14 protein-coding genes are annotated in these 16,035 nt (G+C 65.9%); 3 read left to right on the top strand and 11 right to left on the bottom strand.

Going from position 1 to position 16,035, the window contains the following annotated elements; genetic code table 11:
• Positions 1-8: 8 nt before the first annotated feature.
• A complete protein-coding gene (locus tag AC1RWI_RS27850; RefSeq protein ID WP_158408320.1) occupies positions 9-1,040 on the bottom strand; it encodes a S1C family serine protease in 1,032 nt (343 codons plus the stop codon).
• Between the two features lie 235 nt (positions 1,041-1,275).
• Between AC1RWI_RS27850 and AC1RWI_RS27845 the strand changes: the two genes are divergently transcribed.
• A complete protein-coding gene (locus AC1RWI_RS27845; RefSeq protein WP_492869920.1) occupies positions 1,276-1,572 on the top strand; it encodes a YjfB family protein in 297 nt (98 codons plus the stop codon).
• Positions 1,573-1,659: 87 nt separating this feature from the next.
• Here the strand turns inward: AC1RWI_RS27845 and AC1RWI_RS27840 are convergent, their stop codons facing one another.
• The 7 genes from AC1RWI_RS27840 to AC1RWI_RS27810 form a co-directional block, all read right to left on the bottom strand.
• Entirely contained in the window at positions 1,660-2,058 is a 399-nt protein-coding gene (locus AC1RWI_RS27840) for a hypothetical protein (RefSeq protein ID WP_043354527.1), read from the bottom strand.
• A gap of 80 nt (positions 2,059-2,138) precedes the next feature.
• Entirely contained in the window at positions 2,139-3,512 is a 1,374-nt protein-coding gene (locus AC1RWI_RS27835; RefSeq protein ID WP_043354529.1) for a TolC family protein, read from the bottom strand.
• 10 nt (positions 3,513-3,522) lie between these two features.
• A complete protein-coding gene (locus tag AC1RWI_RS27830; RefSeq protein WP_492869919.1) occupies positions 3,523-6,663 on the bottom strand; it encodes an efflux RND transporter permease subunit in 3,141 nt (1,046 codons plus the stop codon).
• On the bottom strand, positions 6,656-7,822 hold the full coding sequence (locus AC1RWI_RS27825) for an efflux RND transporter periplasmic adaptor subunit (protein WP_052494997.1): 1,167 nt from the start codon (positions 7,820-7,822) through the stop codon (positions 6,656-6,658). The genes AC1RWI_RS27830 and AC1RWI_RS27825 overlap by 8 nt, the downstream gene beginning before the upstream one ends.
• Positions 7,823-8,188: 366 nt before the next feature.
• A complete protein-coding gene (locus AC1RWI_RS27820) occupies positions 8,189-8,545 on the bottom strand; it encodes a hypothetical protein (protein ID WP_492869918.1) in 357 nt (118 codons plus the stop codon).
• 27 nt (positions 8,546-8,572) lie between these two features.
• Positions 8,573-9,274, bottom strand: coding sequence for an MgtC/SapB family protein (locus AC1RWI_RS27815; RefSeq protein WP_201777403.1), 702 nt, complete (start codon positions 9,272-9,274; stop codon positions 8,573-8,575).
• A gap of 486 nt (positions 9,275-9,760) precedes the next feature.
• Positions 9,761-10,993, bottom strand: coding sequence for an MFS transporter (locus AC1RWI_RS27810; protein ID WP_043354536.1), 1,233 nt, complete (start codon positions 10,991-10,993; stop codon positions 9,761-9,763).
• A gap of 567 nt (positions 10,994-11,560) precedes the next feature.
• Here AC1RWI_RS27810 and gnd point away from each other — a divergent pair.
• Both gnd and AC1RWI_RS27800 read left to right on the top strand, forming a co-directional pair.
• Complete coding sequence (gene gnd / locus AC1RWI_RS27805) at positions 11,561-12,598, top strand: phosphogluconate dehydrogenase (NAD(+)-dependent, decarboxylating) (RefSeq protein WP_492869917.1); 1,038 nt, start codon at positions 11,561-11,563, stop codon at positions 12,596-12,598.
• 204 nt (positions 12,599-12,802) lie between these two features.
• On the top strand, positions 12,803-13,765 hold the full coding sequence (locus tag AC1RWI_RS27800; protein ID WP_043354540.1) for a chemotaxis protein: 963 nt from the start codon (positions 12,803-12,805) through the stop codon (positions 13,763-13,765).
• Here the strand turns inward: AC1RWI_RS27800 and AC1RWI_RS27795 are convergent.
• From AC1RWI_RS27795 to AC1RWI_RS27785, 3 genes are all read right to left on the bottom strand, one after another.
• Positions 13,702-14,385, bottom strand: a complete 684-nt coding sequence (locus AC1RWI_RS27795; RefSeq protein ID WP_492869916.1) for a hypothetical protein — start codon at positions 14,383-14,385, stop codon at positions 13,702-13,704. The genes AC1RWI_RS27800 and AC1RWI_RS27795 overlap by 64 nt on opposite strands.
• A gap of 5 nt (positions 14,386-14,390) precedes the next feature.
• Positions 14,391-15,365 (bottom strand): hypothetical protein, encoded by a 975-nt coding sequence (locus tag AC1RWI_RS27790; protein WP_492869915.1) that lies wholly within the window; start codon positions 15,363-15,365, stop codon positions 14,391-14,393.
• On the bottom strand, positions 15,320-16,035 hold a 716-nt coding region (locus AC1RWI_RS27785), incomplete at its 5' end, for a zinc-dependent metalloprotease family protein (protein WP_492869914.1). The genes AC1RWI_RS27785 and AC1RWI_RS27790, both read right to left, overlap by 46 nt.

The following is a 16,035-nucleotide window of genomic DNA, read 5'->3' as shown; positions in this document are numbered from 1 at the left end:
CCCGCTCGCTACTTCGTGTATGAAAAGTAATAGGGACTGGTGGCGGATCGCATGATATAGCGTCCGTCGGCCTCGGTCAGCCGATAGCACGTCTGCATCGCGCTGAAATTCGGGTTGGCCATCTCCAGGCAGACCTGGCTGGTTTCCGGCTCGATGCGGTAGCGCCCGGACGAATAGCCGCGGCTGACGGAATTGGTCACATCCAGGCTGCCGCTTTCCCGGACCTGCATCCAGAGCGTAACGCCGGATGGCGCGATGGCATTGATCCTGCCAAGATGCATGAAATGGCTGGTCAGCTCGGCCCCGGTCAGTTGCCTGCCCTGCGGGCCGGATGCGGGCCGGGCCGGGGCGTAGGCCGTGGCGCCCTGGCCCGGCGGGCCAGGCGGGAGCGCCATGGCAGGCGGAGCGGCGGATGCCGTCTCGCTACGGAACTTCTGCAGCGCCAGCGCGGACCGCGCCGGCACCTCGCTGATCCATTGCGCGGGAATGGCAAAGTTGATGTTCTGCGCGTCGGTCCGCATCAGGTAGGTAATGCCGACGAGTTGCCCGTCCGTGTTGAACAGGCCGCCACCGCTGGAGCCCGGGGAGATCGGGGCGGTGGTCTGCAAGCGGACGATGCGGTCGCGCTCGTCCTTGTTCAGCGAGGAGAGCAGGCCATCGCTCAGCGTCAGCTCGTAGCCGCGCGGCGCGCCGATGGCGTAGACCTTCTGCCCCACCTTGAGCGCGGCCAGCGGCGCGATCTTTGCCGCCGGTGCGGTGAGGCCCTTGGCGCGCAGGATGCAGAGGTCGCGCTCGACATCGGCGTGCACCAGGCTGGCGCCATACGTGACCTTCTCGCGCCGGATGCTGATGGACTTGCCGCTCTTGAGCACGTGGCAGTTGGTGACCAGCTCCTCCGGCCCGATCACCACCGAGCTGCCCAGGCCGAACCGCGTGCCTTGCGCGTCGAAGACGGATACCACCCAGATGCTGGGTGATTCGCGCTCATAGAGTTCGGCCGAATCCAGCGCCAGGCAATCCGTCGAGATGCCAAAAGCCAAACACGAAATAGCGACGCTTGCCGCAATGTCTTGCGCCCGACCCATGATGTTCATTCTGGTGACTGGTTTCGCCGGATTCAGCCGCCACGCTGACGGTGCTGGCTGTCTTGCCTTTCCCGGCCAAAGCGGCCGGGTTGCTTATGATAAACGTTCCGGATGCCAAGCGGGCGGCCCGCTATCGCGGCCGCCGCGCTAAAGATTCCCGGTTGATGGCCGACAACATGGATGCTGGGAGGTGCGCCTTCCCGCTGGCTTCAATGCCAATCGTAGCTTTAACCGTAGCTTCGAACGTAACTTCAACCTCAACCTCGATCTCAACCTCGATCTCAACCTGGAAGACCATCCAATGGATATTTCCCTCGTCAGTGCGGCTAGCAACTCGGGCGGCGATCCGGTGCCCACCATGATGCTGCGCAAGTCGCTGGACCTGCAGGCTCAGAGTGTGGCAACCCTGCTGGGCTCGATGCCGCAAGTCAGCGTCCCGGCCAGCAATCCCCCTCACCTTGGCCAGAGCATCGACGTCAAGGTCTGATCCCGGCAATCCCGTAACGGAGCTGCCCGCGCCCGGGTTGACTTGACCAAACGGGTGTGGGGGGCTGAACGGCGGCGCCGGGTGGTTTCACCCCACCGCGGCCGGCGCGGCCGCGGCGGGCCGGGAGCGGGTGCCGCCCGAGGGCGAAGACACTCGTTCCAGGCGTCCGGCGTGTGCCGCTTCGGCATGGTTGCCCAAGACCTCCAGGCGCAGCAGGATGATGGGCACCGACACCAGGGCGCGTTCCAGCGCGACCAGCAACTGCCCAGCCCGCATTTGCGGCATCCGGATCTCGTAGCTCAGCATGCACTTGATTGGCGGCAGGCCGAGCGGCATCTGCCGCTCGTTGGCCGGGTACTGGCCGCAGTCGCTGGTGGCGCAGCGCATGGCCACGCGTACGTCGGGCACATCGTCCAGCCGCGCGATCACGCTCAGGCGATACAGGCGCCACCGCTGGGCGGGCGGCGCAAGGTTGACGGCTTTCATGGCAAGTTTCCTTTGTCTTTTGACTCGACGTAATCGAATCGTTCGGCGCGCCCAGGCCGTGGCCGGGGCGCACCGGGCCTTTAAAGCACGGGCCGCAAGCCGGTGGAAAGTTGCAGTTCCACCGTGGCGCCCGCCAGGTCCGCCTGGGCCTGGAGGTAGTTGAGGTAGGTCTCGTCCGCAGTGCGTTGCGCGTCCAGCAGTTCCAGCAGGGAGGCAGCACCCTGGCGGTACGACTGGCGCATGCCGTCCAGCACCCGGTCGGCATCGGCGATCACCGCGTCGCGGTAGCGTTGCAGGTTGTCCTGCGCAGCCTGGAACGCGGTGAGCGCGTTGCGCACGTCGACCTCGGTTTTCAGCTCGGCCTCGCGCAGGGCCAGCATGGCCTGCGTGACTTCCGACTCCGCCTGGATCAGCTCGCCGCGCTGCAGCCGCGACAAGGGCAGGGGAATCGATACCGACACGCCCAGCATGCGCGAGCGCGCCGTGGCATCGCCGTTGGGCTGGCCCTCGTCGTCCGTGGTGCCGCGCACGCCGGGGGTCATGGTCATCGCAAAGCTCACGCTGGGATCCACCCAGCGGTTGGCGCGCGCCAGTCCCGACTTGTCGCGGGCATTGTCCAGCGTGGCGCGGGCGATCCGGACCTCGTCGCGCGCTTCCATCGCCTGGGCGATCAGCGCGCCGCTGTCGGTGCCAGGATCGTACGGCTGGAACTCGCAAGCCAGCGGCGCGTTGCCGAAGGCCTCGGCCACGCGCACGCCAAGCTGGACGGACAGCTGTTGCATGGCGGCCTGCGCGGCGGCGCGCGCCGATCTCACCTCGGCGGTGAAGCGGTCGCGTTCGACCCGCGACTGCGACAGCTCCAGGCCGCCGATGTCGCCGGCCTTGCGGCGGATCTCGTTGGCGCGCACCACATTGGACAGAGCAGACAGCGTCGATTCCTGCCGGGCCAGGGCCTCGCGGCTGCGGCAGGCTTCGACAAAGGCTGTGGCCGATTCCTGGTACAGCGTGCGCTTGAAGCCCTGCAGGTTGGCCTCGGTCAGGCGCAGGTTGCTCTCGGCGGCGCGGATGCGCGCACCGCGCTTGCCGCCCAGCTCGATGGGGATCTCGATTTCGAACTCATGCGTGCGCGGCGGCTTGGGCGACACCGCGCGGCTGGTCTCGATGCTGCCACGGCCGTACTTGAGCACCGGGTCCGGGCGCACGCCGGCGATCGAGATCTCGGCCTGGGCGCCGCGGATGGTTTCCTGCTGCGCGGACAGGCCGATGTTCTGCCGCTCCACCGTGTCGAGAAAGGAGGAAAAACGGACCGGCGCGCGGGCCGTGGCCGTGGCCGTGGCGGTGGTGGTGGCGGGCGCATCCTGCGCCCAGGATGCGGATGCCGCCAGCAGCGACGTTGCCAGGAAGAGGTGGCGCAGGGCGGCTGCCGCTGGCAAGTTCTTGTCTTTGATTCGCATGGGATTTTCCTCAGGCCTGGCCGGCGGCGCTGGTCGCCGGGGCATTGCCTTCGGCATCGGTTTCCGATTCCCGGGCCGCTTGCGCCGCGCGCTCGGCGCGGGCTTCGACCAGGTAGTAAAGGGCGGGCAGCAACAGCAGGGTCAGCAAGGTGGCGGTAAAGAGCCCGCATACCACCACGGTGGCCAATGGCCGCTGCACATCGCTGCCGAGACCTCGCGCCAGCATCGCCGGCGTGAGCCCGATGGCGGCCACGGTGGCGGTCATCAGCACCGGACGCATGCGGCTTGCCGCGCCTTCGATCACCGCTTCGCGCAGGCTCAAGCCGTTCTGCGCGCGCAGCCGGTTGATCTGCGAGATCATCAGCACGCCGTTGAGCACGGCGACGCCAAACAGGGCGATAAAGCCCACCGCGCTGGATACGTTCAGCGTCATGCCGCGCAGATGCAGCGCAGCCAGGCCGCCGATGGTGGCCAGGGGCACCGCCAGCAGCACCAGCGCCGGCTGGCGCAGGTTGCGGAACTCGGCAAAGAGCAGCACGAACATCAGCGCCAGCGTCATCGGCAGGATGACGGCGAGGCGCGCCTGCGCACGTTCCAGGTTCTCGAACTGGCCGCCCCATTCGATCTGGATGCGCTTGTGGTCGTAGGACACGGCGCGCTCGATGGCGGGCTGGGCCTGCTTGAGGAAGCCGGACAGGTCGCGCTCACGCACGTTCAGGCGCACGATGATGTGGCGGCGCGCCATCTCGCGCACGATCACGCTTTCGCCGGACACGGTGCTGATGCGTGCGACCTGCGCCAGCGGCACCTTGGCGCCGTTGGCCGCGCTCAGCATCAGGTCGCCCACGCCAGATGCGCTGGCACGCATGGCCGGCGGGAAGCGCACCGTCATGTCGTAGCTCTTCTCACCCACATAGAGCTGGCCAACCGGCGATCCACCGATGCCGGTGGAGATCAGCTCGGCCACGTCGGCCGCGTTGATGCCATAGCGCGCGGCGGCGGCGCGGTCCAGGTCGATCTTCAGGTTGGGCAGCGGAGGCTCCACGTCGATCGCCACATCCGCGGCGCCAGGCACGCCGCGCAGCGCGGCGGCCACTTCGCCGGCAATGCGGCGCACATCGCCCAGGTTCTCGCCGAACACCTTGACCACCAGGTCGCTATGGGCGCCGGAAAGCTTGTCCTGCACGCCATCGATCATCGGCTGCATGAAGCCCACCGAGTAGCCTGGCATCTGCGCGTAGCGCGCCGCCAGCTTGTCGATCAGCTGCTGCTTGGTCATGCCCGAGGCCCACGTCTTGTACGGATGCAGGCCAACGCTGGCCTCGATATGCGAGGGCGTCCAGTAGTCGGTGCCGTCATCGTTGCGGCCGGTCTGCGTCACCACGTAGGAGACTTCCGGGAACTCGCGGGTTACCCGGCGCAGCTCGCTGGCCATGTCGGAGGCGCGCTCCAGGGTGATGCCGGGCGGCATCTGCACCTGCAGCCACAGCGAGCCTTCATCCAGGTACGGCAGGAAGTCGCGCCCGATGGTGGCACCCAGCGCCAGCACGCAGGCGAGCGCCAGCGCGCAGCTGGCGGCCACCCAGCGGATGCGGCCAATGCCGCGCTCCAGCGCGGCGCGGTAACGCACGCCCAGCCAGTCCAGCACAGGATTGTGGAACACGCGGCGCGGCTTGCGCATGGCAATCCAGGCCAGCCCCGGCACCAGCGCCAGCGCAACGATCAAGGCGCCGATCAACGCCGCGCCAACGGCGAACGCCATCGGCGAGAACAGCTTGTACTCGATGCGCTCGAAGGAGAACAAGGGCAGGTAGGCCGCAACGATCACCAGCATGCCGAAGAACATCGGCCGTGCCACCTGCAAGGTGGCCTCGATGGCGTCGCGCGGGGTGAGCGCGCGGTCCTTGTCCTGCTCGCGCCGGCGCAGGATGTTTTCCACCAGCACCACCGCGCCATCCACCAGGATGCCGAAGTCGATCGCGCCCAGGCTCAGCAGGTTGGCCGGGATGCGCAGGTGGTACATGAAGATAAAGGCGATCAGCAGCGAGAGCGGAATCGTCAGCGCCACGATCAGCGCCGCGCGCGGGCTGCCCAGGAACAGCAGCAGCACGATGCCCACCAGCAGCATGCCTTCGGTCAGCGTGAAGCCCACCGTGCGCATGGTGGCTTCGATCAGCGCGGTGCGGTCGAGGTAGGCGACCACCTTCACGTCCTTGGGCAGCAGGTTGTCGTTCAGGTCCCGCACCGCCTCGTGCACGCCCTCAAGCGCTTGCGATGCGTTGAAATCCTTGAGCAGCAGCGTGATGCCGGAGATCGTGTCGGGGTTGTCGTCCTTGCCCAGGACGCCGCGCCGCTCCACGTTGCCGTAGCGCAGCGTGCCGAGGTCCTTGACCAGCACGGGGGTGCCGTCCTTGCTCGTGACCACCACGTTGCCCATGTCGTCGAGCGAGCGCAGCAGGCCCACGCCACGCACCACGTACGATTGTTCGCCGCGGTCGATGACGCTGCCGCCCGCATTGACGTTGTTGGCGTTGAGCGCCTCGGTGACCTGGGTCAGCGTCAGGTTGTACTGCGTCAGCCGCGCCGGGTCGAGTTCCAGCATGAACTGCGTGGTGAGCCCGCCGAAATTGGTCACGTCGACCACGCCGCGCACCTTCTTCAGGCGCGGGATCACGGTCCAGGTCTGCAGCTCGGATAGCTCGCGCAGGTCGCGCGTGCCGGACTCCAGCGTGTAGCGGTAGAACTCCCCGGTAGGCGAGGTGTACGGGTCCAGCCCCGGCTTGGCGCCGTAGGGCAGGTCAACCTCGTTCAGGCGTTCCTGCAGGCGCTGCCGTGCCCAGTAGCCGTCGGTGCCATCCTCGAACACCACGGTGATCAGCGACAGCGCAAACAGGCTGCGGGTGCGCAGCACATGCATGCCGGGGGTGGCCAGCAGCGCGCGCTCCAGCGGGATGGTGATCTGCTGCTCGATTTCCTCCGCGCCGAGGCCTGGCACCTGCGTCACGATCTGCGACGTAACGTCGGCAATGTCCGGATAGGCTTCCACGGGCAGCTGCTTCCAGCTGTAGGCGCCGTACAGCGCCACCAGCGCAAAGACCAGCCAGACGATGGCGCGCCGGTTGAAGCATAGGGTGACGAGGCGGTCAATCATGTAGCAGCACTCCGTTCTTCACGACGATGCGTTCGCCGGCCTTGAGCCCGGCCAGGATCTCGACTTGCCCGTCGGCATGCGCGCCCGTGGTGACCACGCGCGGCTCGAAGCGCAGCGGAGCCTTCTCCACCAGCACGCGCGTGTAGAGCCCGCTTTGCAGCAGCGCGCTGGGCGGCACCAGCAGCGCCGCGTGCTTTTCGCCCGCGAAGGTCACCTTGGCGAAGAGGCCGGGGCGATAGCGTCCGTCCGCGTTGTCGATGGCCACGCGGACCTTCACGGTGCGGGTGTCGGGGTCGAGGATCTCGCCGATGTAGCGGACCTTGCCGGTCACGGGCTTGCCGGGGTAGGCGTTGAGCAGGATCTCGGCGGGCTGGCCGACGAAGATCGAGGCGATGTCTTTCTCCGACACGCTGGCCGCGAGGTAGACCGTGGACAGATCGGCCACCGTCATGACTGGCGCGCCGTTGTCGTTCCAGAAGCCGCCCTGCGCGCCTTCGAGCTCGATCACCCGGCCGGCCAGCGGCGCGTGCATGGTGTACTGGCGGTGCGATTGCGGGGCGGTGCCGGCGCCAAGCTGCGCGAGCTGGGCGGCCGTGGTCACGGCGTCGCTGTTGGCTTGCGCGTAGGCCAGCTGGGCCTGTTCATAATCCTTGCGCGCCGCGATTTCCGCTTCGAACAGGGTGCGTTGGCGGTCCAGGTTCAGCTTGGCTTCAAGGAGCGCCGCGCGCGCCTTGCTGGCCTCACCCTGAGCCGCGCTCAGCTCGGCGGAATCCAGCGTGAAAAGCGGGTCTCCCTTGCGCACGGTGTCGCCCAGGGCAGCGTGCAGGCGGACGATGCGCCCGGGCATTGGCGGCACGATCTTGACCAGCCTGGCGGCATCGGGCTCGATCGTGCCCGGTACCTCGATGGGGCGTTCCAACGCTTGCTCGACGACGGTCTGCACCTGCAACCGGGCGCGCAATGGCGAGGCCTCGGGCACCGTGATGAAGTTGCCTTCGCGGACCGGCTCGGTATTGTGCTTGGGCGTGTTGGCGATGGCGCCGGACAAGCTGGCGCCATCGCAGCCGGCCAGCGCAATACATGCCGCGCAGACGGCGGCGAGCGCAAGGCCTGGCTGCCGGCGCAGCGGCAAGCGTTGGCGGGTGGTGGGCGTTTGCATGGTTTTTTCTCCTCGGTCGGTGCACTTGCCGTGGCGGCAGCCAGGACAGGGGCACCGCTTGTTGCCGGTGCGTCGTCGGTGGAATCACAGGCTCGAGATTCAAGGACGACAGGATTCGACAGGCGTGACGCATCCCCGGCGCTGCGGGGAGGCAATCCACGCAGGTAACCGGTGATGGGCGAAAGCGCCCGCTTTGCTAAGGGGGGCGGCGCGCAAGGCGGATCTGGCGCGCACGCGGCCAGGACGCCGAACGCGGAATCAGGCCAGCTGGAACGCGCCGTGCCTTCGGTGCTGCCTACTGGAAGGGTCTGGGTCCATGTCTTTTCTCAGGCAATCAGGGTGGATCTTGGCGAGCCGGCCTTGCGCTCAGGCCGCGGCCAACGCGCGCTCGGGCTGCGGCACGGTTTCCCAGCGCACGGCGCGAACCAGCGGCTCCAGGCCAAGGCGCTGCACCAGCTTGACCATGCCGGGCCTGCCGCCCGGCTGGCAATGCACCAGCACACGCATCTCGACCAGCTCGCGGCGCTCGCACTGCCGGGTGCGCAGGCGCTGCAGCGAGAGTTCGCGCGCGGCCAGCTCCTGGCGGATCTGCTGCTCCAGCCGGGCGCCATAGTCGTCCTTGCAGAGCAGCACCACCTGGAACAGCTGGGCGGCTGTGCCGCGGCCCGCCTGGGCGACGCGGCGGTTGGGGGCCTGGGGGAGCATCCAGTTGAACAAACGCATATCCAGCTCCTTTCCTTCTCCTTGGGGTTATTCGAGTGCGCCGGCCGGAATGGCCCAGCGCACGAGGGAAACGCTCTTTTCCATGCTGATGCGGCTGACGATCTGCTCCAGCTTGCCTTCATTGCCGGGCGCGGCCAGCACGTCGGCGCGCACTTCTATGTGTCCGCCAGCGGCGGTGTCCTCGCTGTGCAGGGACTGCAGCAGCAGGGCGGGCATTTCGGTCAGCGCATGCAGCAGCAAGCCGCGCACACGGATTTCTTCCTGGGCCGTGCATACCGTGGTGATGCGATAAACCATCTCCACCTCCGGCGCGGTGGCCGTGCCGTTGCGATTGATGCGCTGGCCCAGCATGCGCAGGCCAAAGTTGGCGCACAGGATGCAGGCGGTGCCGATGGCGGCTTCCAGCGCATGGCCAAGGCCGGCGAGCACGCCGACGGCGGCGGAGCACCACAGCGTGGCAGCGGTATTCAGGCCGCGCACGTTCAGGCCGTCGCGCATGATCACGCCGGCACCAAGAAAGCCGATGCCCGAGACGACCTGCGCGGCGATGCGCGCATGCCCCTGCGGATCAAACGTAAAAGCGGAAACCGAAACAAACAAGGCCGCGCCGGCGGCGACCAGCGCGTTTGTGCGCAGCCCCGCCATGCGCTGGCGCAGCTGCCGTTCGGTACCGATGCAAGCGCCCAGCGCTAGCGCTTCGAGCAAGCGCAGGGCAAATTCGTGCCACACCATGAGAACTCCCGTGTTGAGCAGGAGGCACCGGTGAGCCTTGTGCAAATCGCAGGCAGGCGCAGGCAGCGGCGTGCCGCAACGCAGGCGCGATCAGAAGAATGAAGCCGTATTCAAGAAGAGAGGCGGGACAGGACGTCCGGCCTCGAGAGCACCGTGCCGCAAGCGGGGCACGGTCGCTAGGGATACCGTGGCCCGTCAGGCGGAGGTGCCGATCCTGGATCGACTACTGTCGTCGGAACAAGTGCTCACTGGGTAGCCCTGGAATTAAGAACCCGCGTACTGTAGCGGCGCAAGTTGAATGGGTCAAGCACAAAACGGCGGATGCCTGCGATTAATCGATATTGAAGGCTGAATGCATGTAGATTGCCTGAAAATCAATCGGACAAGTCTGAAAATAGATCAGAAAATTCCCGAGTCAATTCGTCGCATCGGAATATCTCGCGGCCTCATCTGGCGTGCCGCGAGATTGGCGCATTGCGATAGTCAGTGCGTCGGCGCCGGCACGGCAGCGCGCCGCGACCGCGCCGCCAGCACCTGGCTCAGGCCCAGCCCGCCGAGCGCCGCCACGGCCGAGAACAGGAACACCGAGCCATAGCCCGCATGGCTGGCGATCACGCCCGCCACCGGGCCGGTCAGTCCCAGCGCCAGGTCCAGGAACAGCGCATAGGCGCCAAGCGCCGAGCCGCGGTTGCTCTGGGGCACCAGCTTGACCGCCTCCATGCCCAGCGACGGGAACACCAGGGCAAAGCCAAAGCCGGTGACGGCGGCGCCGATCAGCGCCTGCGCGGGCGTTGGCGCAAGCCAGATCAGGGCCAGGCCGGCGGCTTCCACGGCAAACGAGCACAGCGCCACCCGATAGCCGCCAAAGCGGCCGATGCTATCGGCCAGCAGCAGGCGCGCCACCACAAAGCTCACGCCCAGGCTGGTCAGCGCCAGCGCGGCATGGTCCCAGCCGTGGCTGGCGTAGTACAGCGTGACAAAGGCCGTGATGGCGCCAAAGCCCACCGAGCCCAGCGCCAGGCACAGGCCAAACGGCGTCATATGGCGGAACACGGTGCGAAACGGCATGCGCGCGCCCTTTACCGTGGGCACCGCTGCCTTGCGCCGGGCCAGCATGAACGCGGCCAGGGCCATGACGGTGGTGACGATACCCAGCGAGGCAAAGCCCCAGCGCGCATCCAGCAGCACGCCAACCGGCGCGCCCAGCGCCAGCGCGCCGTAGGTGGTCATGCCATTCCACGAGATCACCTTGCCGGTATGGCGGGCGCCCACGTCGCCGATGCCCCAGGCAATGGTGCCCGTGGTCACCAGGCTCTCGCCCGCGCCCAGCATCAGCCGGCCGGCGAACAGCCACGCCAGGCTAAGCCAGCCGATCGACACGAACAGGCTGGACACCACGCCCAGCAACCCGCTGGCGGCAACCAGCGTGAGCCCGAGCGTGACGGATTTCTTGGGACCCTGCAGGTCGCACAGGTTGCCGGCGTAGGCGCGGCTCAGCAGCGTGGCCAGGTACTGGATGCTGACCGCCAGCCCGGCCACGACCGTGCCATAGCCAAGATCGCCGTGGACAAAGCCGGGCACCACCGCCAGCGGCAGGCCGACCGTCAGGTAGGCAATGAAGTTGAAGGAAACGATGGCGACGATGCGCCGGTTGATGCTGCCTTGCTGGTGTTCCCCGGATTCCGGGGCGGCGAGGGTCGTGCTGTTTGCGGACATGGCGATGCGAAGGCGAGTGTCTTGGCGCTGAAAGCGCAGAGCCCGGACAACGAACCGTGGCGCGCCATGCTCGGGGCGCGCGGGAAAGTGCGGTCTTGGGGCGAATGCGAAGCGGGTAGCGAAACGGGTAGTGAAGTTGTGATGCGGGCGCTACTCGAGGCGGTGGATCGATACGGCGGGGCGCAGGCGGTGGGCTGGCAACATGAGCAGGGACATGGCTAGGGGGCGGTTAGCCGGCCTGTGTCCCCAGAAGCTGGCCGGTGAAATCGGAGCCGCCCGGTCGTATGCAAGTCCGCCGCTGCTGGCCGGGGAATTTTAAGCGGCTGTTTAGTTGGTGTAAATCGGGGTTGCGGAATTTAGCCCCCCGAGTGCGCCCGAACCAGTGCCAGATCGAACTGAAGTGCGCTAAGTGGCACGTTCGCGGGGGTGGCGAGGCCTGTGCAAGGGCGTTCGCGGAGGTGGACAATGCCGCGTGGCGGCAGCAGGTTTCGCCACCAGTTCCGCTACCGTTTCGTTACCAGTTTGGTCACCAGTTTCATCACCAATGACGCAGTGGGAGGACCGGATATGCAACTCGGAATCATAGGGCTCGGGCGCATGGGCGCGAACATCGCAAGGCGGCTGCTGCGCGCGCAGCATGAGGTGGTGGTGTACAACCGCAGCGCCGACAAGGTGCAGGCCCTGGCGGCGGACGGTGCCGTCGGCGTCACCAGCATCGAGGCGCTGGTTGGCAAGCTGGCCGCCCCGCGCGCGATCTGGGTCATGTTGCCGGCAGGCGACACCACCGAGCAGATGATCGCCGCGCTGGCGGACCTGCTCGAGCCGGGCGACATCATCATCGACGGCGGCAACACCTTCTACAAGGACGATATCCGGCGCGCGGGCGAACTGGCGGCGCGCCAGTTGCACTATGTGGACGTGGGCACCTCGGGCGGGGTCTGGGGCCTGGAGCGCGGCTATTGCCTGATGATCGGCGGCAAGCACGAGGTCGTCGGCCGGCTCGATCCGCTGTTCGATACGCTGGCGCCGGGCTATGGCGACATCCCGCGCACGCCGGGGCGCAACCCCGCGAACGACCGCGCCGAGCGCGGCTACATCCACGCCGGGCCGGCGGGCGCAGGCCACTTCGTGAAGATGGTCCACAACGGCATCGAGTACGGACTGATGCAGGCCTATGCCGAGGGCTTCGACATCCTCAAGACCAAGGCCGCCGAGAGCCTGCCCGAGGCCGAGCGCTTCGCGCTCGACCTGGCGGATATCGCCGAGGTGTGGCGGCGCGGCAGCGTGGTGTCCTCGTGGCTGCTCGATCTCACCGCGCAGGCGCTTGCCAGCGACGTCAAGCTCTCGCGCTTCTCCGGGGAAGTCGCCGACAGCGGGGAGGGGCGCTGGACGATCGACGCGGCTGTCGAGCAGGCGGTGCCGGTGCCGGTGCTGGCCAGCGCGTTGTTTGCACGGTTCCGCTCGCGCCAGGATCACACCTATGGCGAGCGGCTGCTCTCGGCCATGCGCTTCGGGTTTGGCGGGCACGTGGAAGAGCATGGCGGCGGGGAGTCCGCCGTGGCGCACGCCAGCCGCCCCGCCGGCCTGCCTGATTCCGCACTTTAGTGGGGTGAGGCGAGAATTCGTCGGTCCATTGCTGCGTCGCCGCTAAATTTCCCCAAAGATTGGCCGTTAGCCGGAGCAGTGGCCCGTCATGGCAGCGCGCCGCTCCAGCGCCAAGCACCGCTGGAGCCACGCGGCGATGCCGGGCCCGGGGAAACCATCAACACCGCGCAGCGAGCCCGCGCATTGCGGGGACAAAGGAAGCGTATGAGCAGCTCGATGAGAGACATCGACGAACGGACCAACCTGACCAACAACAACCAGTTTGAGTTGCTGTTGTTCCGCCTGGGCGAGTCGGACCAGTCCGCGCAGAGCGAACTGTTCGGCATCAACGTCTTCAAGGTCCGCGAAATCCTGGTAATGCCCCAGGTCACCACCGTGGTCGGCGGCGGCCCGGCCATGCTCGGCATGGCCGATATCCGCGGCCAGGTGATTCCGGTGATCGACCTGCCCAAGATGGTGGGATGCACGCCGCGCACCGGCGTGAACATCCTGCTGGTGACCGAATACGCGCGCTCCACGCAAGGCTTTGCCGTGGAAGCCGTGGAAGAAATCGTGCGCCTGGAGTGGAACCAGGTAGTCTCGGCCGAGAACAGCGTGCGGGGCGATATGGTGACCAGCATCGCCAAGCTCCATAACGAGGCCGATCCCGCGAACCCGCGCCTGGTCCAGGTGCTGGACGTGGAGCAGATCCTGCGCGACGTGCTGCCGACCCGCCAGCCGGAAGTGGACCCCAAGACGGTCGGGCCGCAACTGACGCTGCGCCCCGGCACCAAGATCCTGGCAGCCGACGATTCCGCTTTTGCCCGCAGCCTGATCGAACAAGGCCTCAAGGCCATGGGCGTGCCGGTGCTGATGACCAAGACCGGCCAGGAGGCCTGGCAGCAACTGGGCGAGATCGCCGATCACGCCGCCGCCAACGGCCGCACCGTGCAGGACGAGATCGCGCTGGTGCTGACCGACCTGGAAATGCCCGAGATGGATGGTTTCACGCTAACCCGCAAGATCAAGGCGGACGCGCGCTTCAAGTCGATTCCGGTGGTGATCCACTCCTCGCTGTCCGGGACGGCCAGCGAAGACCACGTGCGCAAGGTGGGCGCTGATGCTTACGTGTCGAAGTTCCTGGCTAAGGACCTGGCGGATACGATCCGGGGCGTGCTGGCACGTTGATTCCCTGTGCCTTTGTTGGCTGTCCCGCCCGCTCCCACTTGTGGGAGCGGGCGGGCGCTCGTTACACACAGGCAAACCTCAGCGCTTGTGGGGGAGGGGGCGGGCGCTCGTTTGACCTCAGGACGAGGGTTCTCGATCAAGCCAAATACGCTTGTTCGACCGCCCCCTTTTCCCAAGCCTTGCGCCAGTAGTGTCGCCGATTCAAGCGTGGGAACCTTCCGCAGAAAACCGTAGGCAATTTCCATCGCGGTACTGCTCGTCCTTGGGTCGCTCACAATGGCGCGGACTTCCGGCATGATGGCGTTCTGTTGCCGACGAACATAGGCATAAGCTTCATCCCACTGCTCGTGGTCGATCATTTGTGCCAGGCCAGGCATACTCAGTTGCTCCGGCATGGCGAGATCTTGCGCGGCCCATGTTTGTGGCAATGCAATAGTGCTGGCAAGCAGCAGGCTCAGGCAAAGACGCCTTGCCCAGCGTTGTCGGACGGTGGTGCCCATACGCTGCGCAAAAGTTCGCGGCGGCTGCATCCAGCGAGGTGTCGGCTGTGAATCGTTACCGGCTGCTGGTTTGTTGTCCGGCTCGGGCGAGGGGATGCCTTGCGGGTCCATGTCGGCCATCTTGCTTACACTCCGTTCGTGACCGGATGGAGCTCATCGGTCACCGTGTAACCCAAGTCGCGCAGCTTCTGCTTGACCAGTTCGCGTTGCTCCTTGGAATAGGTCACGTCGTCCTCGATGTTGAACGGTACGTCGATTTTCAGCGTCTTGACAATGATGTTCAGCGCGTAGTCGCGGGCGCGTAGATAGCGCAGTTCTTGGGGTGTCATGGCTGATTCGCTGCCATCCGCGTTATAGCGGCGCAGTCCGATATCCCTGATCGGCATCGGGTCGTTCAGCACGGGAATCAGCACCGGCACAAATTTCGGCGTGCGCCATGCGCGGAACTGATAGAAGATCATGAGCGGGACCATTTTCCCGTCGCGGTTACCCGCACCCAGCGCGCGCGTCATCAGTTCCATACTGCCGGGGTCGTCCAGCAGCGCGAGACCGAAAGCCGCCGCAATTCGCGTCTGATAATACTTGGCCGTCACATAGGGCTTCAGATCGGCGATGCGCTGCTCCGCTGGCACGGGGATCTGCGCCATCGTGAGCAGAAGGTTCTTGTTTTCCTCCTCCTTTGGAGGTTGGAGCTTCGCTTTGAGAATGGGATAGACCTCAGGACGAGGGTTCTCGATCAAGCCAAATACGCTTGTTCGACCGCCCCCTTTTCCCAAGCCTTGCGCCAGTAGCGTCGCCGATTCAAGCGTGGGAACCTTCCGAAGAAAACCGTAGGCAATTTCCATCGCGGTACCGCTCGTTCTTGGGTCGCTCACGATGGCGCGGACTTCCGGCACGATGGCATTCTGTTGCTGACGAACATAGGCATAAGCTTCATCCCACTGCTCGTGGTCGATCATTTGTGCCAGGCCAGGCATATTCGTTTGCTCCTGTATGACTTGATCTTGCGCAGCACACACCCGTGGTACCGCTACGGTGCAGGTGAGCAGCAGACTCAGGCAAAAACGCCTTGTCCAGCGTTGTCGGACGGTGGTGACCATGCCGCTTTCTTCTCCGTTGACGATTCAGACTGGTTAAGTAGTGCGATCCCGCGCGCCGTGACAATTTCAGATTCTTCTGGCGAAGACACGACCTTCGGCACCGTCTTGCAGCACAGCATCTTGCCGCCCACATGCCAGCCATTGCCAACATCCTGTTGCCGTCCTCGTTGCCGGGTATTGGCGTCCAGTGGACCGATGCCGTTCAAACCGGTATAGACATACATCAGCATCCGGCGAGACCAGAAATCCTCCAGGTTGTGGCGTTCATCCCTGCCTTGAATTTGCACGTGAACATCGTCCCCCTCGGGGTTATGCGTTGCGGGGTGCCATAGTCCGAGAAAATGCCCGATCTCGTGGGCGAAAGTCTGGATGAGCTGATCCTGACTGGAAGGCTGGCCGCCACGCATCTGCTCGGCGGCCACCAGGGCGGTATTGCAAACCCCCCAGCCAATGCCACTACCGATTGTGGACTCCACCACATACATGTTCAGATGCCTCGCCTTGCGATTCAGATTGGTCACCGCGGGGAACTCGTTCACTGCAGGTTGCCCGTTTTTGGCAGGCTTGACGGTCATCGCCCCTGCCTGCGTCAAGTCGATGGTGTCATTCAGCCATTGCTTGACCTCAAAGCGAACCCCCGCTGCCCGCCAGATGTCATTGATCTTGTCGA

Source organism: Cupriavidus sp. MPR-AND1C (genome assembly GCF_058809705.1).
The sequence above is the reverse complement of the archived record's forward strand: the minus strand, read 5'-3'. Positions and strand labels throughout refer to the sequence as shown.

Bases quoted from the DNA above. Each gene is read 5' to 3' on its own strand.
- AC1RWI_RS27840 (WP_043354527.1), bottom strand. From the start codon at position 2,058: ATGAAAGCCGTCAACCTTGCGCCGCCCGCCCAGCGGTGGCGCCTGTAT.
- AC1RWI_RS27835 (WP_043354529.1), bottom strand. From the start codon at position 3,512: ATGCGAATCAAAGACAAGAACTTGCCAGCGGCAGCCGCCCTGCGCCAC.
- AC1RWI_RS27830 (WP_492869919.1), bottom strand. From the start codon at position 6,663: ATGATTGACCGCCTCGTCACCCTATGCTTCAACCGGCGCGCCATCGTC.
- AC1RWI_RS27825 (WP_052494997.1), bottom strand. From the start codon at position 7,822: ATGCAAACGCCCACCACCCGCCAACGCTTGCCGCTGCGCCGGCAGCCA.
- AC1RWI_RS27820 (WP_492869918.1), bottom strand. From the start codon at position 8,545: ATGCGTTTGTTCAACTGGATGCTCCCCCAGGCCCCCAACCGCCGCGTC.
- AC1RWI_RS27810 (WP_043354536.1), bottom strand. From the start codon at position 10,993: ATGTCCGCAAACAGCACGACCCTCGCCGCCCCGGAATCCGGGGAACAC.
- gnd (WP_492869917.1), top strand. From the start codon at position 11,561: ATGCAACTCGGAATCATAGGGCTCGGGCGCATGGGCGCGAACATCGCA.
- AC1RWI_RS27800 (WP_043354540.1), top strand. From the start codon at position 12,803: ATGAGCAGCTCGATGAGAGACATCGACGAACGGACCAACCTGACCAAC.
- AC1RWI_RS27795 (WP_492869916.1), bottom strand. From the start codon at position 14,385: ATGGCCGACATGGACCCGCAAGGCATCCCCTCGCCCGAGCCGGACAAC.
- AC1RWI_RS27790 (WP_492869915.1), bottom strand. From the start codon at position 15,365: ATGGTCACCACCGTCCGACAACGCTGGACAAGGCGTTTTTGCCTGAGT.